Annotated in this window: 17 protein-coding genes and 1 tRNA gene; 4 read left to right on the top strand and 14 right to left on the bottom strand. The window is 61.4% G+C overall.

The annotated features are described in order from the left end of the window. Positions 1 to 385 precede the first annotated feature (385 nt). Both LDZ23_RS03985 and LDZ23_RS03980 read left to right on the top strand, forming a co-directional pair. The gene (locus LDZ23_RS03985) at positions 386 to 1297 is read left to right on the top strand and encodes a PhzF family protein (RefSeq protein WP_244807833.1); all 912 of its coding nucleotides are present in this window, start codon (positions 386 to 388) and stop codon (positions 1295 to 1297) included. A 453-nt stretch (positions 1298 to 1750) separates the two neighbouring features. Beyond that, the gene (locus LDZ23_RS03980; protein WP_034471280.1) at positions 1751 to 4192 is read left to right on the top strand and encodes a bifunctional diguanylate cyclase/phosphodiesterase; all 2442 of its coding nucleotides are present in this window, start codon (positions 1751 to 1753) and stop codon (positions 4190 to 4192) included. Positions 4193 to 4205: 13 nt separating this feature from the next. Here LDZ23_RS03980 and LDZ23_RS03975 read toward each other — a convergent pair whose 3' ends face one another. The 6 genes from LDZ23_RS03975 to LDZ23_RS03950 form a co-directional block, all read right to left on the bottom strand. After that, complete coding sequence (locus LDZ23_RS03975; protein WP_008350729.1) at positions 4206 to 4664, bottom strand: CopD family protein; 459 nt, start codon at positions 4662 to 4664, stop codon at positions 4206 to 4208. 204 nt (positions 4665 to 4868) lie between these two features. Next, complete coding sequence (locus LDZ23_RS34825; protein WP_235366286.1) at positions 4869 to 5045, bottom strand: XRE family transcriptional regulator; 177 nt, start codon at positions 5043 to 5045, stop codon at positions 4869 to 4871. Between the two features lie 115 nt (positions 5046 to 5160). Next, positions 5161 to 7479: a DNA topoisomerase IV subunit A gene (gene parC / locus LDZ23_RS03965; RefSeq protein ID WP_034471282.1), complete on the bottom strand. Its 2319-nt coding sequence runs from the start codon at positions 7477 to 7479 to the stop codon at positions 5161 to 5163. Between the two features lie 26 nt (positions 7480 to 7505). Next, on the bottom strand, positions 7506 to 9485 hold the full coding sequence (locus tag LDZ23_RS03960) for a DNA topoisomerase IV subunit B (protein ID WP_008350734.1): 1980 nt from the start codon (positions 9483 to 9485) through the stop codon (positions 7506 to 7508). Positions 9486 to 9786: 301 nt separating this feature from the next. Beyond that, a complete protein-coding gene (locus LDZ23_RS03955; RefSeq protein ID WP_244807832.1) occupies positions 9787 to 11721 on the bottom strand; it encodes an ATP-binding cassette domain-containing protein in 1935 nt (644 codons plus the stop codon). Positions 11722 to 11923: 202 nt separating this feature from the next. Next, on the bottom strand, positions 11924 to 12331 hold the full coding sequence (locus LDZ23_RS03950; RefSeq protein ID WP_033536673.1) for a DUF4399 domain-containing protein: 408 nt from the start codon (positions 12329 to 12331) through the stop codon (positions 11924 to 11926). A 217-nt stretch (positions 12332 to 12548) separates the two neighbouring features. Here LDZ23_RS03950 and LDZ23_RS03945 point away from each other — a divergent pair, with 217 nt between their 5' ends. After that, positions 12549 to 12731, top strand: coding sequence for a rubredoxin (locus LDZ23_RS03945; RefSeq protein WP_008350739.1), 183 nt, complete (start codon positions 12549 to 12551; stop codon positions 12729 to 12731). Between the two features lie 527 nt (positions 12732 to 13258). Here LDZ23_RS03945 and LDZ23_RS03940 read toward each other — a convergent pair. The 7 genes from LDZ23_RS03940 to LDZ23_RS03910 all read right to left on the bottom strand — a co-directional run bounded on the left by LDZ23_RS03940 (position 13259) and on the right by LDZ23_RS03910 (position 21493). Next, positions 13259 to 14290, bottom strand: coding sequence for an IS110 family RNA-guided transposase (locus LDZ23_RS03940; protein ID WP_244807831.1), 1032 nt, complete (start codon positions 14288 to 14290; stop codon positions 13259 to 13261). 107 nt (positions 14291 to 14397) lie between these two features. Beyond that, the gene (locus LDZ23_RS03935; protein ID WP_244807830.1) at positions 14398 to 15990 is read right to left on the bottom strand and encodes a GT99 family glycosyltransferase N-terminal domain-containing protein; all 1593 of its coding nucleotides are present in this window, start codon (positions 15988 to 15990) and stop codon (positions 14398 to 14400) included. A 123-nt stretch (positions 15991 to 16113) separates the two neighbouring features. Then, positions 16114 to 18078 (bottom strand): HAD family hydrolase, encoded by a 1965-nt coding sequence (locus LDZ23_RS03930; protein ID WP_008350742.1) that lies wholly within the window; start codon positions 18076 to 18078, stop codon positions 16114 to 16116. A 2-nt stretch (positions 18079 to 18080) separates the two neighbouring features. Then, positions 18081 to 19163, bottom strand: coding sequence for a glycosyltransferase family 2 protein (locus tag LDZ23_RS03925; RefSeq protein WP_244807829.1), 1083 nt, complete (start codon positions 19161 to 19163; stop codon positions 18081 to 18083). A 587-nt stretch (positions 19164 to 19750) separates the two neighbouring features. Next, positions 19751 to 20497, bottom strand: a complete 747-nt coding sequence (locus LDZ23_RS03920) for a class I SAM-dependent methyltransferase (RefSeq protein ID WP_244807828.1) — start codon at positions 20495 to 20497, stop codon at positions 19751 to 19753. Then, positions 20497 to 21294 carry a bestrophin-like domain gene (locus tag LDZ23_RS03915; RefSeq protein ID WP_008350748.1) on the bottom strand — a complete coding sequence of 266 codons (798 nt, stop codon included), beginning with the start codon at positions 21292 to 21294 and terminating at the stop codon, positions 20497 to 20499. Before LDZ23_RS03915 ends, LDZ23_RS03920 begins: the two co-directional genes overlap by 1 nt. Positions 21295 to 21418: 124 nt before the next feature. Then, positions 21419 to 21493, bottom strand: a tRNA-Arg gene (locus LDZ23_RS03910). Positions 21494 to 21633: 140 nt separating this feature from the next. On the opposite strand from LDZ23_RS03910, the gene LDZ23_RS03905 reads away from it, so the two are divergent. Next, positions 21634 to 21951 (top strand): hypothetical protein, encoded by a 318-nt coding sequence (locus tag LDZ23_RS03905; RefSeq protein WP_244807827.1) that lies wholly within the window; start codon positions 21634 to 21636, stop codon positions 21949 to 21951. 6 nt (positions 21952 to 21957) lie between these two features. On the opposite strand, the gene LDZ23_RS03900 is transcribed toward LDZ23_RS03905, so the two are convergent. Then, the gene (locus LDZ23_RS03900) at positions 21958 to 23856 is read right to left on the bottom strand and encodes a bifunctional sugar phosphate isomerase/epimerase/4-hydroxyphenylpyruvate dioxygenase family protein (RefSeq protein ID WP_244808104.1); all 1899 of its coding nucleotides are present in this window, start codon (positions 23854 to 23856) and stop codon (positions 21958 to 21960) included. Positions 23857 to 24000 lie beyond the last annotated feature (144 nt).

Raw genomic sequence — 24000 nt, 5'->3', positions numbered from 1 at the left:
TCCAATGACAACGCCCCGTCTCCGGACCGCGAGAACGGGGCGTGCGTCACGTCACTTCATGTGAGTCTTACTTTGCCGGACGGCCGAAGCTCTGGAACTCGAGGTCCAGCCCCATCGGGCGCACCACGGCGACGCGGAAGGTCAGCGAATCGTATGCCGCGGCGGAGACGCCCTTCAGATCGGTGATAGTCGATCGCCAGCGAGATCGCGTACTTCGCATTGTCGACCGTCGAAGGTGAAACGCCGACGAAGCGGCTTGCCGCCGCATTGGTCGCTCGCGCCCGGCGCCAGACCGCAACGTGAAGCGCGGACCGCGGCCTTTCACAGACCGCGCCGGAGTGTATTGGGGGCAGAATGGCCCTTCCATCGAACTCATTCCAAAACCATGTCCTCACGCACCGTCCAGTTCAAGCAGGTCGATGTCTTCACAGCCGTTCCATTCAAGGGCAATCCGCTCGCGGTGATCTTCGACGCGGAAGGCCTCACGGCCGAGCGCATGCAGGAAATCGCCCGCTGGACGAATTTGTCGGAGACGGCGTTTCTCCTGCCGCCGACCGATCCGCGCGCCGACTACCGCGTACGCATCTTCACGACGGCAGTCGAACTGCCGTTCGCCGGACATCCGACGCTCGGCAGCGCTCACGCGCTCATCGATGCCGGTTACACGCCGAAGACGCCCGGCCGGCTCGTGCAGGAATGCGGCGTCGGACTCGTGGAGCTCGCGCAACGCGGCGATGCCAATGGCGATGCCGATGGCGGCGAGTGGGCGTTCGTCGCGCCGCCCGCCACCATCGCGCCGCTTTCAGATGCGCAGTGCGAGCGCCTCGCCGCCGCACTCGCACCCGCCGTAATCGATTTCAGTTCGCCGCCCGCCGCCTTGGACAACGGCGTGCCGTGGCTCGTCGTGCGCGTGAAGGACGCGGCGCAGTGTTTCGCGACGTCGCTGCAAGGCGCGGCGCGCGAATCGCTCGCGGCGCTCGTCGCCGAGGTCGGCACACACGGCATCGCCATGTATGGGCCGCACGAAGCCGGCGGACCCGCGACGTTCGAATTGCGCGTGATTCTGCTCGGCGCGGAGAACATCGAAGATCCGGTGACGGGCAGCGCGAACGCGGCGCTCGCGACGCTGCTGCGCGCGCGGGACCAGCGGCCCGGCCAGCGCTTCACGGTGAGACAAGGCACGGCGCTCGGCCGCGATGGCCGCGTCAGCATCGAATTTGACGATGGGGCGGACGGCGCACCGATCTGGATCGGCGGCGCCTCGGTAACTGTGATCGACGGCACATTCCGCATCTGAAACAATGACCTACGCGCTGCCCGACGCCGCGCGTATACCCCCAAGCGCGGCCCCTTTCTTAATCCCGGCGGCTTCGTTAATATCTGAACAATCGGGGATCGGAACGCAATGGCGGTTCACATCGGCGGGCGACAGGCGTCGTGAGGGTGAGCCGCTCGCGCCGCAGCGCAAACGTATGCACTCGACGACACCGGATGCTCGCCGTCTCGCTCATGCCGGGCTTCGGGCGCTGCAGCGGCAAACGGCTCGCCGAACGGCCGTCGCGCGCGGACCTGAGGTGGATCGAGATGTGGATCGGGTCTCGGAGAAAATATCCGCCGATCATCCGCTGTGCGCCGCGCGCGGTATATTCACTCGTTTCGGTCGAACGCCTCAGAACATGCATCGCTTCATCCACCTCGCGCAGTCCGCAGCACGCAAGGCGCCACGCGACAGAGCGCCGACGGACACCCCATGAAGCGCACGCGCTCCCACGCCTTTTCCGACACCGTCCTCGGCGCGCCGTCGGCGCGGCGTCGGCGCGCGCTTCTCGCGATTCCCGTGCTCGGCACCTTCGTGCTCGTGCTGCTGTGGGCGGTGATCTTCGCCCGGCTGTCGGTCGAGCGCGAAGCGACCACGCATGAGTCGATGTCGTCCGCCGCCATTCTTTCGTCGGCGCTCGAACAGCACACCATCAAGGCGATTCACCAGGTCGACCAGATCACGCGCTTCGTCAAATACGAGTACGAGAAGTCGCCCGACAACTTCGATCTGATCGCCACCGTCGAAAAAGGCGTCGTGCAAAGCGACACGCTCGTGCAGGTTTCGCTGATCGACGAATACGGGACGCTGATCGCCAATACATCCGATCCGCATCCGAAACCGATCGATCTCTCCGACCGCGAACACTTCAAGGTCCACGCGCATTCGAACGACGATCTGCTCTACATCAGCCGCCCGGTGCGCGGGCGGGTATCCGGGCTCTGGACGCTGCAGATCACGCGGCGGCTCAATCATCCGGACGGCTCGTTCGCGGGCGTCGTGGTCGTGTCGGAAGACCCGGCGTATTTCACGAACGACTTCTACAACGTCGCGTCGATCGGGCACGAAGGCGTGATCGCGGTCGTGTCGGACAACGGCTCCGTGCTCGCGCGCAGCACGGGCGGCAGCCTGGCCGAGAGCGCCGCCGCGAATGCCGCCGCGAGCGCCCCGGCGAAAGGCAGCGCGCGCAGCGGCCCGGCCGATCGCTCGCACGCCGCGTTCAGCGCGACCGGCGTGTATCCGACGACCGATCACGCGTCGGGCATCTACGTCGATCCGATCGATCACGTGAAGCGCATCGTGTCGTACCGGCATATCGACGGCTATCCGCTCGGCGTGCTCGTCGGCCTGTCCGAGCGCGAGGAGATGGTCGACTACAACCACACGCGCAATGTCTATCTGCTGATGGCGAGCTTCATTTCGCTCGCGATGCTCGGCTTCTTCGCGGTCGCCACGGGCCTCATCGGCAAGCTGCTCGGGCGCGAGCGCGAGATGACGCATCTCGTCGAATACGACCTGCTCACCGGCCTGCGCAACCGGTATTCGACGCTGCGCGCGCTCAGGCTCGACGTGGCGCAGCCGGAAAACATCGGGCGCCTGGCGCTGCTCTTCATCGATCTCGACAACTTCAAGACCGTCAACGACACGCTCGGCCACAACGCCGGCGACATCGTCCTGCAGATGACCGCGTCGCGGCTCGCCGAAACGGTCGGGCAAAGCGGCACGCTGTCGCGCATCGGCGGCGACGAGTTCGTGGTCGTCGTGAAGGGCGACGACGTCGAGCAACGCGCCGTCACGCTCGCCGACGACATCTCGACGATGTTCGCCACGCCCTTCGACGTGCGCGGCAGCGCGTTCGTGCTGCATGCGAGCATCGGCATCGCGCTCTTTTCCGTGTCGAACGAGAGCGAAATCGATCTGCTGAAGAAGGCCGATCTCGCGATGTACAGCGCGAAGGACGCGGGCCGGAACTGCTATCAGTTCTATTCGCCGCAGTTGTCGCATCGCGCGGACCATTTGATGAAGTGGGAGCAGCAACTGCGCGTCGCGTTGACGGAGCAGCAGCTTTTCCTCGTCTATCAGCCGAAGATCGATCTGACGCGCCGCTGCATCACCGGTTTCGAGGCGCTCGTGCGCTGGAATCATCCGCAGCACGGGCTCATTCCGGCGAACGAGTTCATTCCGGTGGCGGAATCGACAGGACTGATCGTCGCGGTCGGCGATTTCGTGATTCACACCGCGTGCATGGAGCTCGCGCAATGGCAGCGCGACGGGTATACGGGACTGTCGCTCGCCGTGAACATTTCGGCCGTGCAGTTCTGGCGCGGCGATTTGCTGGAGACGGTCGCGCGCGCGATCGAGGCGAGCGGCATTCCGCCCGACAAGCTGGAGCTCGAAATCACCGAGACCGTGATGGTCGAGTATCCGGAGCTCGTGCAGGAGAAGATCGTCGCGCTGAAGCGGCTGGGCGTGCGTATCGCGCTCGACGACTTCGGCACGGGATATTCGTCGCTGTCGTATCTGAACCGCTTTTCGGTCGATACGCTGAAGGTGGATCGCTCGTTCATCCAGGCGATTCCGGAAGATCGCAGCGTCTGCGTGATGGTGTCGGCGATCGTCAATCTGGCGCGCTCGCTCGGGTTGACGGTGATTGTCGAAGGCACGGAGCGCGAGGAGCAGATTGCGTGGCTCGCCGCGCTCGGGCCGGTGGAAGCGCAAGGCTTCCTGTTCTCTCGCCCGGTGCCGGCGGATGGCGTGCAGGCGCTGCTCGACCGTTTCGGCGTATGCGGATGGCCGCGCGGACACGCCCCGCGATCGCGCAAGGACGCCGGCCACGAATCGAGCACCGCGCTCAGCGACGAGCGCGGCGTTTAAGCGACGGGTCGAATCAGAAGCCGCGCGAAAGAACCGCCGTGCCGATCGTCACGACGCCCAGCACGAGATTGATCACGACGAGCCTTCTCACGGTGCCGACCGCCCTCGCGCCATCGGGCCAGTTCTGCGCCTGCACCGCGCGGCGGATGCGCGGAAAAACGGCGAAGCGGATGTGACCGAAGATCAGCATCATCACGATGCCGAGACCGGCCATCGCGTGCAGCGGCCACGCCGCATGACCGCCGCCGAATTGCATGAGCAGGAAACCGCCGGTGAGCAGGATGACGATCACCGAGGCGCCCACCCAGTTGAAGAAGCGCGCGAATACCGACTCCCAAAGCGGAAGACGCAGTTGCGGCGTGAGATCTCCGAGCGCGGGACGCAGGCAGAAATGCGCGAAGATCATTCCGCCTATCCAAACGGCGACGCCGAGCAAATGCAGAAAGAGCGCCGCTTCGATGGCTTTGTTCATTGTGAATTCCGGGGCTGATTTGAGTTGTTGAGTACGTGCAGGCACAAGGCATAGGAATACGCGCGGAGTGTGGAGTTCCCCGCCCGGCCGATTTTGTTCGACGATGACAGCGTGGCACGCGAAAGAACCGGATTATTCGTGACCCTAAGGATCGCGCGAATGGGATATGTTTTGCCGATGCCCCATGCCAGTCCGAGGCTTGCCTTAGTGACGGATATCGGCCGCCGGGCAGCTTTCCCGCCCCGGCTTCGCCGAGCGCCGCGGTGGACCGACGACGATCTGCACATTGCGACCAAGGCGCGCGAGCAGTTCGAGCATCTTCGCCTCGCCGAGCCCGCGAAACTGGCCACGCATCAGCTGCGAGAGCTTGGGCTGACTGATGCCAAGAAGCGTTGAAATGATTAATGTCTGAATCTCGCGAACGACAGACGATAAAAAGCCCGCACTGAGCGGGCTTCATGCCGTCATGGAGCGCGCGCGGCGCCCCACTGAAACATCACCCCTCGAACACCGGCCGCAGCTCCGTCACCTTCAACGACGAATCCGGCGCCCTTCCCTTTCTCGATCGCTTGCCGAGATGCAGTTGCAACTGCGATCCGCTGAGCTTCTCGTCCCTCGCCTTCCCGCCGCGCCCGGTGCCGATCATCATCACGCCGCGCGCATCGATGGCGAGCGCCTGGCGCAGCGTTTCCTTCGGATCGAGGCCCATCAGAATGACGCCGCGCCCCCCGCCCGACAACGTCTTCATCTCGTCCATGCCGAAGACGAGCAGTTTGCCCGCGCTCGACAAGCACGCGACATAGATCGCGCCCGGAATGACGGGCATCGGCGCGAGCGGTGCCGCGCCTTCATCGATCGTCATGAACGCCTTGCCGGCCTTCTGGCGGCTCACCATGTCGCCGAGCTTCGCGATGAAGCCGAAGCCGTTGCTCGATGCCAGCAGCAGTTGTTGTTCAGCATTCGCCGCGAAGTAATGCAGCAGATGCGTGCCCGATTCGAGCTCGATCAGCGACGTCACCGGCACGCCATCGCCGCGTCCGCCCGGCAACGCCGAAACCGGCACCGAATACACGCGACCCTTGCTGCCCCACGCGACGAGCGAATCCGGCGTGCGCGCCTGGAACGCGGCGTACAGCCCGTCGCCCTGCTTGAACGTGAAGCCCGCCGGATCGAGCCCGTGGCCCTTCAGCGCGCGCACCCAGCCCTTCTGCGACACGACCACCGTCACCGGTTCGTCGACGACACGCGCCTCGAACGTCGCGCGCTTCTCCTGCTGAATCAGCGTGCGGCGATCGTCGCCGTACTGCTTCGCGTCCGCTTCGATTTCCTTGATCAGCACGCGCTTCATCGCGGCGTCGCTGTTGAGCAGTTCTTCGAGCTTCGTCTTTTCGTCGCGCAAGTCGGACAACTCTTGTTCGATCTTGATCGCCTCCAGCCGCGCCAACTGACGCAGGCGGATTTCGAGAATGTCTTCGGCCTGCCGGTCGGAGAGATTGAAGCGCGCGATCAGCGCCTGCTTCGGTTCCTCCGATTCGCGGATGATGCGGATGACTTCATCGATATTCAGGAAGACGATCATTCGTCCTTCGAGAATATGGATGCGGTCGTTGACCTTGCCCAAACGATGCTGCGTGCGCCGCGTCACCGTGACGAAGCGAAAGCCGATCCACTCGTGCAGGATCTCGACGATGCCCTTCTGACGCGGCCGGCCATCCGAGCCGATCATCACGAGGTTGATCGACGCGTTCGATTCGAGGCTCGTGTACGCGAGCAGCGTGTTGACGAACTCGGTCTGATCGATACGGCTCGACTTCGGCTCGAACACGAGCCGCACGGGCGCGTCCTTGCCCGACTCGTCGCGCACGGCGTCGAGCAGCGCGAGCATCGACTGCTTGGTCTGCACCTGCTCGGGCGTGAGCGTCTTCTTGCCGAGCTTGATCTTCGGATTCGTGAGTTCCTCGATTTCCTCGAGCACTTTCTGGCTCGACACGCCCGGCGGCAATTCCGTGATGACGACCTGCCACTGGCCGCGCGCGAGATCCTCGATCTTCCAGCGCGCACGCACCTTCAGGCTGCCGCGTCCGGTTTCGTAGGCCGTCGAGATTTCCGTCGGCGATGAAATGATTTGCCCGCCGCCGGGGAAATCCGGTCCGGGCAGTTTCTCCATCAAGCCCGCGTGGCCGATCTTCGGATCGCGGATCATCGCGACAGCGGCTTGCGCGACTTCGCGCAGATTGTGCGACGGAATTTCCGTCGCCAGCCCGACCGCGATGCCCGATGCGCCGTTCAGCAACAGGAACGGCAAGCGCGCGGGCAATAGCTTCGGCTCTTCGAACGAGCCGTCGTAGTTCGGCATGAAATCGACCGTGCCCTGATCGATTTCATCGAGCAGCAAACGCGCGATCGGCGTCAGACGCGCTTCGGTGTATCGCATGGCCGCTGCGCCGTCGCCGTCGCGCGAGCCGAAATTGCCCTGGCCGTCGATGAGCGGATAGCGCATCGAAAAGTCCTGCGCGAGACGCACGAGCGCGTCGTACGCCGATTGATCGCCGTGCGGGTGATATTTACCCAGCACGTCGCCGACCACGCGCGCCGACTTCACCGGCTTGGCGTTGGCCGCGAGGCCCATCTCGCTCATCGCGTAGAGAATGCGGCGCTGCACGGGCTTCTGTCCATCGCACACGTCGGGCAGCGCGCGGCCCTTCACCACGCTCACCGCGTAGTCGAGATAAGCACGTTCGGCGTAATCGCCGAGCGTCAGTTGTTCGCCGTCCGGTGCAGTCTGTTCGGCGAAGAGATCGTCTGTGATTCCCATCGAATGTCCGTGTTAATGCGTTCGCGTCAGATGTCCGCTTCGACTTCGTTGCCCTTTTCTTCGAGCCAGCTTCGGCGCGAGGCCGCTTCGCCCTTGCCCATCAGCATCGTCATGCGCGAAACGGTGAGATCGAAGCCGAGATCGCCGAGCGCGACCGGCAGAAGACGGCGCGTGTCCGGGTTCATCGTCGTGTCCCAGAGCTGTTCGGCGCTCATTTCGCCGAGGCCCTTGAAGCGGCTGATGGTCCACGCCGTTTCGCGCACGCCGTCCTTGCGCAGCTTGTCGAGGATCGCTTCGAGTTCGCCTTCGTCGAGCGCGTAGAGCTTCTGCGCGGGCTTCTTGCCGCGCGCGGGCGCATCGACTCGGAACAACGGCGGACGCGCGACGCACACATGGCCGCGCTCGATCAGTTGCGGGAAATGCTTGAAGAAGAGCGTGAGCAGCAGAACCTGAATGTGCGCGCCGTCGACGTCCGCATCGGAGAGAATGCAGATCTTGCCGTAGCGCAGATTCGACAGATCGATCTGATCGTCGGGACCGTGCGGATCGACGCCGATCGCCACCGCGATGTCATGCACTTCGTTGTTCGCGAAGAGCCGGTCGCGTTCCGTTTCCCACGTATTTAGCACCTTGCCGCGCAACGGGAGAATCGCCTGGAACTCCTTGTCGCGGCCCATTTTCGCGGAGCCGCCCGCCGAATCGCCCTCGACGAGAAAGAGTTCGTTGCGGGAGATATCCGTCGATTCGCAATCGGTGAGCTTGCCCGGCAACACGGCGACGCCCGAACTCTTCTTCTTCTCGATCTTCTGGCCCGCGCGCGTGCGCGCCTGCGCCTGGCGAATCACGAGCTCCGCGAGCTTCTTGCCGTATTCGACGTGCTGATTCAGCCACAACTCCAGCGCCGGCCGCGAGAACGACGACACGAGCTTCACGGCATCGCGGCTATTGAGGCGTTCCTTGATCTGCCCCTGGAACTGCGGATCGAGCACCTTCGCCGACAGCACGAACGACACGCGCGCGAACACGTCTTCCGCGAGCAGCTTGACGCCCTTCGGCTGGAGATTGTGAATCTCGACGAAGTTCTTCACCGCCTGAAAGAGACCGTCGCGCAAACCGGATTCATGCGTGCCGCCCGCGGGCGTCGGAATGAGGTTGACATACGATTCGCGCAGCAGCGGGCCTTCCTCGGTCCACGCGACGACCCACGACGCGCCCTCGCCTTCCGCGAACGTTTCCTCGGTGTTCTTCGAGCTTTCCGCGTAGCGTTCGCCTTCGAACAACGGAATCAGCAGTTCGCTGCCGCCCATGCCTTCGAGCAGATAACCGCGTAGACCGTCTTCGTATTTCCACGTCTGACGCTCGCCCGTTTTCTCGATGACGAGCACCACTTCGACACCCGGCAACAGCACGGCTTTCGAACGCAGGAGGCGCTGCAATTCGCCGAGCGGCAGATTCGGCGAGTCGAAATACTTCGGATTCGGCCATGCACGCACGCGCGTGCCGCTCTTCTTCGCGCCGCGTTCGGCCGGGCGCGTCGTCAGCTCTTCGATGACGTCGCCATTGGAAAACGCAAGCTGCGCGACCTTGTTGTCGCGCCAGACGGTGACTTCGAGACGGGTTGCGAGCGCGTTCGTCACCGAGACGCCGACGCCGTGCAGACCGCCCGAGAACGTATAGGCGCCGCCCGCGGCCTTATCGAACTTGCCGCCCGCATGCAGCCGCGTATAGACGATCTCGACGACCGGCACGCCTTCTTCCGGATGCAGCCCGAAAGGAATGCCGCGGCCGTCGTCCTCGACGGTCACGGAGTTGTCCTGATGCACGGTGACGGTGATTTGCTTGCCGAAGCCGCCGAGCGCTTCGTCGGAGGCGTTGTCGATCACCTCCTGAATGATGTGCAGCGGATTCTCGGTCCGCGTGTACATGCCGGGCCGCTGCTTGACCGGCTCCAGGCCCTTGAGCACCTTGATCGATGCTTCGCTGTAGCCGGCTGCCTTGGCGTTCATGACCTGGCGCTTGCCTCGTTCAGTGCCTGTCGCCATTGCGCTGGATTTTTTCGTGGACATAGTTGAACGTTGATCCGGCTCTCGAACGCCTGACGGAATGTCACGACATGACGCCCGATCTGCCGGCAAATGCTTGATGTTGTGCCTGGCCGGATGCGTTGAAAGCGAGGCAAAAAAACGCCCGCCGATCCGAGCCGCGCTAGGAGAATAGCGGTTTTCGCCCGCCGCGCCCACCTCGGCGCGATAAAACGCGCTTCGTTCGCGTACATGCGTTCAGCACACGCACAGCGGGCGCGAGCCGCTATTTGCGCTTCGCTTCGAGCTCTTCCCAGCGCTCGAGGGCGACGAGCAACTCCTCTTCGATCGCCGCGTGTCGCTCGGAAAGACGCGCGCCTTCCTTCGCGTCCTTCGCGAAGATCGAGCCGTCTTCGAGTTGCGCGCCGATAACCTTCTGCTCGTCTTCGAGTTCGGCGATGCGCCCCGGCAGCGCTTCGAGTTCGCGCTGTTCCTTGAACGACAGCTTCACCGTGCGCTGCGCATTGCGGCCGGCGGCGCTGTCTTTCGGCGCATCGTCTTTCGGCGTGTCCTTCGCGGTCTGACGCGCCGCTTCTTCAGCAATGCGCTCCGAACGTTCGCGCTGAACCTGCCAGTCGGAGAAACCGCCGACATATTCGCGCCACTTGCCGCCGCCTTCCGCGGCGAACACCGACGTCACGACGTTGTCGAGGAACGCGCGGTCGTGGCTCACGAGCAACACGGTGCCGTCGTAATCCGCCAGCAGTTCTTCGAGCAGTTCGAGCGTCGGGATGTCGAGATCGTTGGTCGGCTCGTCGAGCACCAGCACGTTCGCCGGCCGCGCGAAAAGGCGCGCGAGCAGCAGGCGATTGCGCTCGCCGCCGGACAGCGACTGCACCGGCGAGCGCGCGCGTTCGGGCGCGAACAGGAAGTCGCCGAGATAGCTCATGACATGCTTCTTCACGCCGTTCACTTCGACCCATTCGCTGCCGGGACTGATGGTGTCGGCAAGCGATTTGTCGAGATCGAGTTGCGCGCGCATCTGATCGAAATACGCGACCTGAATGTTGGTGCCGGTCCGCACGCGGCCTTCGTCGGGCTGCAGTTCGCCGAGGATGAGCTTGAGCAGCGTGGTCTTGCCCGCGCCGTTCGGGCCGACGAGACCGATCTTGTCGCCGCGCATGACAGTTGCCGTGAACCGGTCGACGATCGTGCGTTCGCCGTAGCGCTTGGTCACATCGGTCAGTTCGGCGACGATCTTGCCGGACTTCTCGCCCTGCCCGACATCGAGCCTGACATTGCCCTGCACGTTGCGGCGCTCGGCGCGTTCCTTGCGCATTTCGACGAGCCGCGCGATGCGTCCGACGCTGCGCGTGCGCCGCGCCTCGACGCCTTTGCGGATCCACACTTCTTCCTGCGCGAGCAGCTTGTCGAACTTCGCCTGTTCGATCTGCTCGACTTCGAGCTGTTGCGCCTTCCTCGTCTGATACGCGCTGAAATTGCCGGGATACGACAGCAACCGACCGCGATCCAGTTCGACGATGCGCGTCGCCACGCGATCCAGAAACGCGCGATCGTGCGTGATGAAGAGCAGGCCCGTGCGCAACGTGACGAGCAGATCCTCCAGCCAGTGGATGCCGTCGAAGTCGAGGTGGTTGGTCGGCTCGTCGAGCAGCAGCACGTCGGGCTGAACGACGAGCGCGCGCGCCAGCGCCACGCGCTTTTTCATGCCGCCGGACAGATCGCCTGCGCGGGCATCGCCATCGAGACCGATCTGCGCGAGTGTCGTCGCGACGCGCGTGCGCCAGTTCCACGCGTCGCGGGTATCGAGCGCCGACTGCAGCGCGTTCATGCGCGCGAGCAGCTCGTCGTGCTTCGCGCCTTCGGGCGTATCGGCGAGCGCGTGCGCGACGGCGTCGTACTCGTCGAGCAACGCGCGCGCTTCGGTGAGGCCGGACGCGACGACATCGAACACGGATGCGTCGAGATCGAACTCGGGCTCCTGCGGCACGTAGACGGTCGTGAGCTCGCTCTGACGCGTGACGAGCCCGTCGTCGGGCGCGGCGAGCCCCGCGACGATCTTGAGAAGCGACGACTTGCCCGCGCCGTTGCGGCCGATCAGCCCGACACGCTCGCCCGCTTCGAGCGAGAAGTCGGCGTGGTCGAGCAATGCGACGTGGCCGAACGCGAGCTGCGCGTCCGAGATGGAATAAAGCGACATGGGAAAACCGGATGAATGGCGAAGAATCGGCGCCGAACACCCGAGCAACCGATGGAAGCGGCCATTGTACCGGGCGCGGCGCGCGATCACGCACGCTGCATCCGCCATTGGCCGAACGGACGAGGCGCGCGGCGCCAGCAAGCGCGAAAGGCCGCCCGGATGCGCTCCGTGGCCGCCTTTCCTCGCGTCGTGCCGAAACAACTTACTGCACGTGCACCTTGATCGTCTGGCTCATTTCGGGGCCGTACGAGCGGTGCGCGCCGTCGCCGAACTGCATTGTCAGCGTGTGATCGCCGGGCGGCAGCTTCACGTCGGCTTCGGTCTGGCCCTTGCCGAAGTGCAGCGACGTGTCGTTCGCCGGGATCACGGTGCCTTTGGGCAGCGGCTTGCTATCGATCAGCAGGTGGTGATGGCCGGTTCCATCGGTCATCGTGCCCGCCGGAGCGACCGACATGCCGTCGACGCCGAATCTGACGTGCACGGGGCTCGTGACGGTCGCGCCATCCTTCGGTTCGACGAAATAGACGCGCGCCTGCGCATGCGCCGCGCCGGCGTACTGGGTGAGCAGGACCGCGCCCGTCAGCATCGCGCCCAAGAGCTTTTTCTTCATCGTTTTCTCCACGTTGTGAAACCGGTCGATGGCGCGAGTCGGCGCCGGAGCCTCGAAAAGCATACACCGGGCTTTCGGCACGCCGGAATCGGGACCATCCTGCCTACGGCGATCGGGGAACGATCGCGCCGATTACGGTAAGATGCCGGCTCGCTGCGCCGCGCATCGTCTTCGAACGCACGCGGTCCGTTTATTTCTTTCGAATCAAGAGTCTGTCGTGAGCGAAGTCATCGAATTCAAAAGCTGGGTCTGCCTGATTTGCGGCTGGATCTACAACGAGGAAGAAGGTCTGCCGGACGATGGCATCGCTGCCGGAACCCGTTTCGACGACATCCCCGCCGACTGGCGCTGCCCGCTGTGCGACGTGGGCAAGGCCGATTTCGTCGTCGTCGAGTTTTGATGCTGGCGCCGCGCCTAATTGGCGGCGCGGCGCAGGCCCTGTCAATCGCAAAGTTTTAGCATCGCGACAAGGTGGCGGGTGCGCCATCTGGTTGTGACCAATCTACTTTGCAGATATGACGCTACGGTGCGCGCGGCATGAAGCAGTCGGTCATGGCGCAATTCTAGCGCCGCCAGCCTGCTACTCAACATCACCGCATCGCTTTCTGCTTGCTCGCGCAACGCGACTTCCGTTGCTTTCTGCGCGTTGATGTTTGCAAATTCCTCTATATGAGCGCCTCCCTTTGCACAAGCATCGATATGCTCACTCCGTGACAGGATGGGTTGCTGCTCTATATCCGGGCTTGTGGCAGCGATTCAACCTGCTGCGGCCCCCTATGAAATCCGCTGACTCGCACCTCACTCCCACATCGAGCTCGAAGCTCCATGGAATTTTCAGGTTTAGCGAATCCCGGTCCGACCTGTCATGTCATCACATACGCTGCCCGCGCAACCTTTGTTCTAAACCATTCCTTCTTCGTTCCTGCGCTATACGACCTTCACGATCGGCTTCTCGCTCACATATCCCTTCTCATACGGATGGCCGTGTGCGAGAACCGCCCAGATAGTTCTGGCCAACTTGTTTGCCAGTGCAACGACAACGACATTCGTTGGCCGCCGCTTTTTCAGTTGTTCGACCCAAAGACCGGGGTCTTTTGCGTTGTTCAGTACACTACGTGCACCATGCACGAGCAGCATTCGGAGATATCCGTTTCCGCGTTTACTGATACCGTGAAGTTGCACCCTCCCGCCTGAACCCGTTTGTTTCGGGACAAGCCCGATCCAAGCAGCAAACTCGCGGCCGGACTTAAATGCCTTGACATCACCCATCATCGCGACCGCCGCCGTTCCTGTGAGCAGGCCAACGCCCGGAATCTCGCATATCGCTTTGACCGCAGGATCATCCTTCCGCCAGTCCCGCATGCGTCGTTCGATTCGGGCGATTTGCTCATCGAGTTCGGCAATCCGGCTCCATTGTTCGCGTAAGGTATCGATCAGAACTGCTGGCAATCGCGCTGCAACGCGGGCGAGAACTTGCGGTATAGCTTCAATCAGAGCAGCACGGCCTTTGTTCATCACTTCGCCGTATTCGGTCAACATCCCACGAAGACCGTTTATCTGCATCGTGCGGAAAGCTACCAGTTGTTCTCGCGCACGATGAAGCGCAAGCATCGCCTGTTGACTTTCAGTCTTGACTGCAACTGGTTTGCTCGGCTGCTGTACCGCAAGCCAAATTGCGCGCGCATCCGCACTGTCGTTTTTGTTCCTGATGTTGAAAGCCTTCACGAACTCCGCCGGCATCAGTTTGACCTGGTGTCCCATCTTGGTGAGTTGCCGGGCCCAATGATGCGCGCCACCGCACGCTTCCATTCCGATTAAACACGGCGCACGGTTTGCGAAGTGTTCTAAGAACTTCGCGCGCTTCACGGACCGATTTACGATCTCACCTGTATTCGCATCAACGTAATGCACTTGCATAATGTTCTTTGCAATGTCGATTCCGACGGGCGTGAGCTTCATGGGTGTTCTCCGAACCGGTTTGGGAAGACCCATGATCCTCCCAAACGAAATCGAGAATCCGCCGCTGTTGTAGTTATAGCGTCGGCGCAGGGCGGGAGGCGCTCATTTCATTCCCTTAAACGCTCGTGTTCTTGCTTTTCATTTTCCCGCGCTTCCTTCGACTCCGCCAACTCCAGCCGTAACACTTCGGCTTCTGCCGACAGCCGATCAAGCGCAACGTTGCGGTCATTCAGCGCGAGTTCCTCGGCAGCGCTTCGGCCATCCGGTCTTTCCGAACTTGCGTTGTGCTCGATGCCGCAGGTTTCCAGCACCCGAATTCTGGCGTCTCGCTCCGCGATCCACTGATCACGCTCTTTTATCCAGCCGTCCCTATCGCTTATCCAGCGATCACGGTCGAGAATGAACGTTTGCAGTTGTGAGATACGGGTATTTTGCTCAGCGCACTGACGTCTCAGATTGAAGAGCTCATCAAGGAGTTTATTTGGAGCATCAACCTCCAGCGTTCGGCCGCTAGTTTCCGGAACTGGCTTTTTGTCCACGAGCCGTTCACCGCGCCGTTGATTCTGAAACGAAACGAAGTGCTTTTCTGCGATGTCCGCAACTGAAGGGTTCGATAACCGCCATAAGTAGTATTCAGACGAAAACAACAGCGAATACGGTATCAAATAATTCAGGAAGAACCATATCCGAAATAACCGTGACGACTCGCCGGACTCGTCGAAAAAAGTCTGAATAGGGGTGCTACCGAAGAATCGAACCTTTTTGCGCCACAGTACCGCCTCGATCCCGAGGCTCGAATTGATGGTCCATAATTCCTGAATCGCGCCAAGGAATTTCAATGGCGAGCTTCCCAGGTCAACCTTGCCGGGATAAAGCGCCTTTCCGTTCGGATGATATCGGACAAGCGGAGTGTGTTCGGAGGTTGATCTTGACGCGAATTCGAGCAGCGAGAGATTGTTCCATCCTTTGCTGAAGGCGAGCGCGTTAGAGTCCGTTTCCACCTGCAGCGCGACGCCGATCGTATGCGAGCCTTCCGAAGAACGATACATCTCGCGCGCTGCATCCGAGATCAGTACCGATTCGAGAGTCTCGGAAATCGCGGCGTCACCTCGATCGCCGACCCAATCGCGAAATGCGGCTTTCTCGCGCTGCCACCGGATGCCGACTTCAGTATCTCCGTTGACTCCGCTCGTGTCCCAGTAGGCGCATTGTGCGTAATACGGTTTTCGCAGTGGTCCGATCTCATTGAAAACAAGCGCGCAACCGGACTCTTGGGCCGCGCGTCGCATTGACGGACAATTGAGCCATGTGACCGCGACAACTTCTTGATGCAGCGCTTTCAAGCGCGAAAAGGCGTCTGCGAAATATCGATGCAATTCCGAAGAGTCTCGTGTCACGTAAGAGATGAACCGGTCAAGCGGTGCTTTGTCAAGTGACCAGTCCGTCAAACCGTCTTCATAGCAAACCAGCCGGACCCTTTCAGAATCCAAATTCCCCACGTTATACTCGTGAAACTGCTTTGACCAGTCCGACAGTTCCCAACGAGAAAGGTCGGATTCGATATTCAAGTAGTACCGCGGTAAAAGAATGGTCGACTGCTTTGCTCTGAACGCGTGAAGCCATTTCAGGATTACCCAATAGTAATGAGCAGTTCCTTCCACCGGAGCGACGAGTGGAACGAACAGGACGAAATGCGTCATACGATTTGCCGGTCTGATGCTTCGTTATTTTCGATGGGACTTGAACGAAGCGTGCAATGCGTCCTCGCGTCGTGCGCGAGCCATTTGCGGCGCTTCTTCCTCTCAGCAATCCAGCTACTTGTTTTAAGTTAGCGCATTCAATACATCAAAACCAGCCTTCCAGAAAGAGCGAGCTCTGCTGAGCGCGATTTCCTCGTTGCTCGGCCGGCCATTTTTGACGTCAAGCCGTTCGGCGAGGCTCGTTCGTGCGCTGGTGTCGCCTGCAGAATCCGAGTGCGTGAGCGCGCCGAATAACGCCGCCTCGCTCTTGCTCGGACGCTCGACCAGTCGGCTGAACGGCTGCGCCCATGCCGGCGAGATGAATTTCTCGTAGCCGAAAGCCAGGATCGTCGGCAAGACCGTATGCACATATTCGAGCGCGCCAGCTTGAACCTCCGCCGCAAGCTTTTGCACGGCGATGTCTTCGTTGTTCTCCTCGAGTATGGGAACGATCTCCTCTCCTTCACGACGGTATCCCAATGTCGTGCCGTGCGGTGCTACCGTCGCAAACTCCAGAATTTCGACGCCCCCCGCTTGCAAAAGCTCCGTTTCGTGACGGGGATCGCTGTTCTGAACCATGAAACCGAAGTAGGCGTCACTCGGTAGCTGATTGATTCTCACCGATTCGAAAGTCCCGAAATAATAGCCAAACGTACGGAAGTCGCTTCGAGACGTCTGGAGGATACGTGAGAGGCCCCCTTGCATGTTTCCTCCCCAGCCAATGTCAGACACGGCGATTCTCTTGCATCCGATAACTGTCTTCGACAAGTACGCAGATACCAGCGCACGCTGCTCGGCTGCGACGTCCATGAGTTGCGAAAGAAGAATACTGATCAGCCGGTGCATTCGCATGTCGCCGCCTACTACTCGCTCGTCTTCGCTTGCGAAGCCGACCGCCTTTATCGCGGCACGATTACGCGAAACGTCGAGCCCCAGACGTTTGAAATGCTGCTTGACCGTTCTCTCCGTTTTTCCACCGAAAAGATGCCACACACGATCGGGCGGAAAATCGACGAAGCTCGGCAGGAGCGTGGCGGCGCGCGAAATGTAAACGTACTCGCTCGGAATTTTGACACCCATTTGCTCCGCGTACTGCTCATACAGCTTATGGAACAGGTAACTGTCACGCGCGAAGAACAGAACCTTGTCAACGTTGTCCAGCTTCAACTGATGCATCATCCAGATGAAGTAGCCGAGGAACAACGGTCCAAACACCTGTGCGCCGATGTCGAACCATGGCTCCGCCACCTCGCGCTTTCTCTGCATAAGTACTGCCCGCGTCCCGCCGGCGATGAGACTGGCGGTGTGCGGCATGTCCACTGACGACACTATCGGATTCCGTAAGAAATCGGACTCGATGCGGGCGAGATAATCGAAATGCACGCCCTTCACGCCAGCGCGCTTCGCCATTTCTACATCCGCGTGGAGGTTGTCACCGAAGTGCAGCATGCCCCGCGTCGTGCCGCCTGCCCTTTTTGCAGCGATCGCGAAAAGAGAGCCTTCGTGCTTGCTGGCTCCCTCCTCGCAGGACACCACCAGTTCTATCTTTCCGTATCCGCATGCCTGAATGAGTTCGAGAATGACCGTCGACGGGAGATACATGTCGGAGCAAAGCACCACGGGCTTGCCAATGGCTTGCGCGTATTGCACTAGCTCCCGCATGACTGGGTTGCAATAGACGATTGCCCGCTCCACCTGGAGTTCTACCACCTTGAACCGGTCAACCAGGCGATCCGCTCCCAGTTGCGATGCCAACTCTTCATAGATCTCGTCGTAAGTCACTTCGTAGGAGTTGCGGAGCCTGTAGTACTTCTCGCGCGTCTGAATTTCTGCGAGAAGTCGATTCGCCGGAAACGAGTCGACCATCCCGTAATCCAATTCAGTGTACTCATCGTGCCGCAATTGAGCCGCCACCAAGTCGAAAACGTCAGCAGGTCTTGCAACCAGACGATGAATGAGCGTATCGAACACGTCGAACGACACGATTCCTGCTTCGTCGATCAGACGTTTTGCGTCCTCAAAACTGCAATTCTTGTTTATGCGCCACATATCTATCGCTGCAGGAGTAACCAGGTTTTTGTTCGGTCCACGGCTTGCCGCAAGCCGACCGAATTCGCCGTCCGCAAGAACTGAAGCAAGTAATGAAGTGCGCGGCCAGAGCGCAGCCACAAATAGCCGAGCTTGAACACGTTTCGCACTGGACGACGTGAGACTCTGCCGGACACGTTCGACAGCTCCGCCCCCAAGGCCCCTATGTCGCCGTGTAATCGTTCGAGCATCGCTCGGGACGAGTTGCTGCTTTGCGTCGCGTACCACGACAAGTGCTCAAGAACCGGTCGAATGCTGTTCAGAAACCCAAGGCCGACTGTTCCCGATGAAATGTCGGCTCTAAGCCAGGCATTTCCCAAAATCGTTGCTTCTGCGACGGTCCCGGCAAATGCACGAGCGGCGGCCGAACGGTTTGCATAGGGGCCGCGTACCGAGCTTCGGACGTGAGAAAACACTAGCACCTGCGGAATAACATAGATATCTCCTGCCATGAGCAGACGAAGGTGAAAATCCCAGTCTGACATTCCGCCGAATAGCGAATTGAAGCGAATTTTGGCAACCGCACTTTTCTTTACGAGTAGCTGAATGTTCTTGAACTGATTTTCGACCACCATCGCATTAAGCGAAATAAATCCCGCGCTCATATGCGGCCGCATCAGCTCCGTGCTTTTGACACGCACCACGTTACCGTCGATTTCCTCATCGACGCGTTTTCCCAAAGCTATCACGGCCACCGTTGCCGGATATATTTCCGATAATGTTTCTAATTGCCTAACGCAGATTCCCAGAAAATCCGGGGCCCAGCTATCGTCATCGTCGTGAAATGCGATATGCTCTGCGCCGCTCAGACGCTCCAGCGCCGCGTTCGTTGCATCTTCCGCGCTGAGCTCCTTGTCCAGATGCACTATCTCGATAGCTAGACCGTCGGTGGCTCCCAAGCTTTCCAACACGCGTTGAACGACTCGCGGATCACCGGTATTAGCAATGACGACGTGCCATTTTTTCCACGATTGCCGCATGACGCTTTTCAGCGCTCTACGCAGAAGGACTGGCCGGTCCTTCGTACGCATCACAATCCCGATCATGACGATTCCTTGACCGCTGACTTGTAGAGGTTTCGCGACATCGAGAAATCCGATGCCGAGATGGGACGGGTTGAATTCATAAAGTGCGAACCATTTGCTTTTATGCGCCTTAAGGCCCGAACCAGCCGGATGTCTAACTGGGTCTCAAATTGACGATCCGAGCCATGCGCGATAATTGCCGAAAATCAACGGACGCTTGCCCTTCAGCCGACCTTCGGAATTAACCTTCGCATCTTCCGCTAAGGCCTGAACACTATAAGTGTAATCGCCGATGCTCACAGGTCGATCATGATGCGCTGAATACAACGATGATTTAGGAAATTTCGGCGTTTATTCTGTGATAAATTGTTTTCCGATGTACAGGTTTAGATGCGCAACTGCTATTTGTATAAAGCCTATTATCAGGATAATATCGCGAATTAGATTGCAAACGTTCGAGGTTTTCGGCGCGTCAACTTATCGATCCCGGCGAAAGGCATAGGGTTCGCGCATGACACCGCGCGCGCCGAGGTTCAAACAATGCGAAGAACATTGATCCCCTGGACAGAATGCCAACGCGTTAAGTCAGGGGATTGAACTTGATCCAGTCAGCGCGCCACCGCGATCAACTCGCGGCTCACTTCATCAACCGGCGCGCGGTTCCAGTCTCCGAACCAGTCGATTTTTGCGAAACCCGCATCGGTCAGCAAGCGCGCAAGTTCGTCACGCGTGCGAAAGCGCAGCTCGCTCACGGCGCTCAGCGTTTCCTCCGGCGCATCGGGCGTCGGCATGAAGCGGTAATGCGTCGTGAACGCGACGCGTCCCGTCGAAAGCGGATCGGGCTCGGCGTGCCGCTCCTGCCACACTTCCACCGCGCGTCCATCGGGCGCGCTCACGCATCTCGACGAACGCTCGCGCGTCCAGTTGTCCCACGCGCGCGCCGCCGGATGGCGGCTCTCGAACGCGATCGCGCCGCCCGGCCGGATCGCCCGGCGCGCGGCTTTGAGCGTCGCGAGAAACGCGTCATCGTCGAGAAAGACTTGCGCGACGTGGCCCGTCATCACGAGCAGATCGGCCGCGCCGACGAACGGCAGCGCGCTCGCGTCGCCTTCGATCCACGTCACCTCGTCGCCGTCGGGACGCGAGCGCGCGACGTGCAGCATCTGCGGCGACGGATCGATGCCCGTCACGCGATGGCCGCGCTTGGCCAGCTCGCAAGCCAGCAACCCCGTGCCGCAACCCAGATCGACGACGTGCCGCGCCGATTGCGCCAGCGCGAGATAAAACGCCGTGTCGGCGGCGAACGGATTGAGGACGTCGTAGAGCGCGACGAGGCGCGGATCGTCGTAGAGCATCAGCGGGATTCGTAGGAGAGCGCGTCGCGCATCGGCTGGCTGCCGACCATGATCGGCCCGGTGAACGGCGTATCGAGATCGAGGATCACGAGCACCGCCGACGCGATCGACAGCGCGCCGAGCATGATCGTCACGAGCGAGAGCGCGTTGCGCGGCGCGATCAGCCCGAAGCACAGAAAGATGATGAGCAGCCAGCCGACGAGAATCCGGTCGAACGGATACGAAATCGATCCGTGCGCCTCCTCGATCAGCTTCCAGCGCAGCGCGATCAGCTGCTCGAAGCGCGCGGCGGCTTCGACCGCGAGCTGGCGATGATAGTCATCGCGCGGAACCAGCAAGCGCACTTCGCGCTGCGCCTCGCTCAGCATGGCGCCGAGCGTGCTGCTCGCGAGACTGTCGTTCTTGTTCGGTGCCTCGACCGCCGGATATTCGCCGGGCGGCCGCGGCTCGCTCGGCCACGTGCTCGCCACCGCCGCCGCCGTGTATTTGCGCAGGAGTTGCCGCGCGTGACCGAGTTCGGCGCCGTAGTCGCGCATCGTGCGATCGAGTTCGATGATCGAGGACGCGTAGCTGCGCATGTCGTTGTTGGTCGTGTCGAAAACCGTTTTCGCCGATGCGGTCAGAAGGCCGAGCACGAGCGCCGCGAACGTGACCAGCATGCCGACGAGCAACTGGACCAGTTGCACCGTCTCCTGCGCCTTGTGTTCCTCGGGCAGAAGCGGCCGCACGATCGCGCCGATGCCCGTGCTGGCCAGAAGGAGAACGAAGACGAGCACCGCGGATTGAATTTCCGTCATGAGCGCGCGAGCCGTGATGGCGTGACCGGAGTGGACGCATTATCGACGGGAAAGCGCGCGCGGTCCAATGCGGACCGGATACGGCGAAGAAAAAGAAGGGGGGAAAAACGGCGTGCGGGAATCGTGGTCCCCCCGGCAGGAATCGAACCTGCATCTAGCGCTTAGGAGGCACTCGTTCTATCCATTGAACTACGGGGAGCGGACCGCGCAGGGCCGACAGCGTCGGCGAAGCGAGCGCAGAGTATAGCAAACGCTTTCGTTCGCCGCGTATCCGAAAAATCGGCGAAAACCAGGGTTTGCACCTATCAAGTTCCGCCTGATCGCGCCGCCATCGGAGTAATGGACCCATTTCCCGATACAAAGCCGCAGGGCGCGTTTTCGGCGTTGCTGGCAGACCAAGACCTGACGCACCTCGAACTGGTGCTGCGTCGTTCATTGTCGTGCGATCTCGGCGGCCCGCTGCTGCCGCCTTCGTACTGGCGCGAGCGGCTCGCATCGATCACGCGTCGGTCACATCTCTCTCATACGCAGATCCAGACCGTGCATCGGCTGTTTCTGCACATCGACGCGTTCGAGGCCGCCGTCCGCGCCCGCGAAGAAGAACTCAGGCGCGAGCGCGAACTCGCCGCGGGCAGCGGAAAAACCGCAAGCGCCTGAGCGTCTTCAGGCCGACTGACGCGCGCGCTGTTGCGCGTGCGCGGCGAGCCGCACCGCCGCGTTGGCCGCGCCGTAGCCGTCGTAGCCGCCGCGCCGCTCGATCACTTCGAGGAAGAAGCGCTGATCGAGCTGCTCCGTGTACGCATGGAAGAACTCGCCACCGCGCTCGTCGCGGTCGTAGAGGATATTGTGCTCGCGCATCTGATCGATCTGCTCGTCGGGCAGGCCGAAACGCGCGACAAGGTCCTCGTAGTAGTTGCGCGGGATTCGCAGGAATTTGACGCCATCGGCTTCGAGGCGCGGAATCGCGTCGAAGATATCGGGCGTGCTGAACGCGACGTGATTCAGACCCGAGCCCCGATACGTCGACAGCGACTCCGACACCGCCGTATAGCGATCCATCGACGCATTCAGCGCGATTCGCACCGAACCATCGCGGCTTCGCACCGCGCGGCTGCGCACGAGCCCGTACGGATCGGGCACGAGCACGGCGGGCTCGGTCTCGAAACCGAACGCGCTGCGAAAGAAAAGCACCCAGGTATCGAGCGCATCGGCGGGAAGCGACAGGCACACGTGATCGATGCGCGACAGCGGCCCGACTTCGTACGGCCCGTCGATGTCCGTCAGGATGAAATCCGATTCCCACAACGTCGGGCCGCCTTTCGCTTCGTCGACGAAATAGTCGAGGCTGCCGTCGGGCGACTGCACGCCCGGCACCACGCGCTCGTTCGGACCGACGCGCCCCGAGAACGGCTGCGAGCCATACGCGGCGGCGCGCTCGAACGCCTGCTTCGCGTCATCGACGTGAAACGCCGACGCGCACAGCGACAAGCCGTGCTTCTGGAAGAACGCGCTCGCGAAGGAATCGGCCTCGGCGTTCAGCACGATCGAACCCGCGCCATGCCGATACAGCGCGACATCCTTCGAGCGATGCTTGCCCGCGAGCCTGAAGCCGAGCCGTCCGAGCCATTGCGACAGATGCTCGCGCGTCGAATCGTCGACGGCGAATTCGAGGAACTGAAAGCCGATGTGCTCGGGCGGCGCGGGCGGATTGAACAGCTCCGGCGGCACGGCCTTGCCTTCGGAAACCAGCAGCTCGCGCGTCTGCTCTTCCAGAAAGCGCAGCGAGCGATAGCCGTCCGCCGCCGTGATCGCGGTCGGCGCGGCGCGAAAGCCGTCGTTGAAGATTTCGAGCGACAGCGGCCCCTTGTAGCCCGCTTCCAGCACGCGCGCGGTGAAGCGTGCGACATCGAACGCGCCTTGCCCCGGAAAGCACCGATAGTGACGGCTCCATTCGAGCACGTCCATCGCGAGAATGGGCGCATCGGCGATTTGCACGAACGCGATGCGCTCGCCCGGAATCGACGCGATCTCGTCGACGGAATCGCGGATCGACAGCGTGTGGAACGTATCGAGCGCGAGGCCGAGACTCGGATGATTCACGGCATCGACGAGTTTCCACGCGTGCTTGTACGAGTTGACGTAGCGGCCCCACGCGAGCGCTTCGTACGCGACGATCACCCCCGCTTCTTCCGCGATTTTGGCGAGCACGCCGAGCTGGTCGACGATGAGCGCGTCGTCGCGAATCGTATCCGGCGACACGTTGCTGCAGACGAGAATGCGGTCTGTGCCGAGCTCGTGCATCAGCTCGAACTTGCGCTTCGCGCGCTCGACGTTGCGCGCGAGACGCTCGGCGCTCACGCCGTCGAAATCGCGGAACGGCTGAAACAGATAGATCTCGAGGCCGAGATCCGCGCACATGCGGCGCACGTCGGCGGGCGTGCCGTCGAAATACAGCAGGTCGTTCTCGAAGATCTCGACGCCGTCAAACCCGGCGGCCTTGATAGCGTGCAGCTTCTCGGGAAGCGTGCCGCTGATGGAAACCGTCGCGATGGAAGTGCGGATCGAACGCAGCATCGCTGCCTCCTCGTTGCAATTCAGTGAATGCGGGATGGATCGAGCGGTGCCTTCCAGTGTAGGACGTCCGCATGGCGAACGCGCGCAATCCATGTCATTCTGCGAGATAATAACAAACTAACTAGACCGTAC

Source organism: Caballeronia zhejiangensis (assembly GCF_022879815.1).
Lineage (GTDB): Bacteria > Pseudomonadota > Gammaproteobacteria > Burkholderiales > Burkholderiaceae > Caballeronia > Caballeronia zhejiangensis.
Note: the sequence above shows the minus strand (reverse complement) of the source record. Positions and strands in the feature narration are given on the sequence as shown.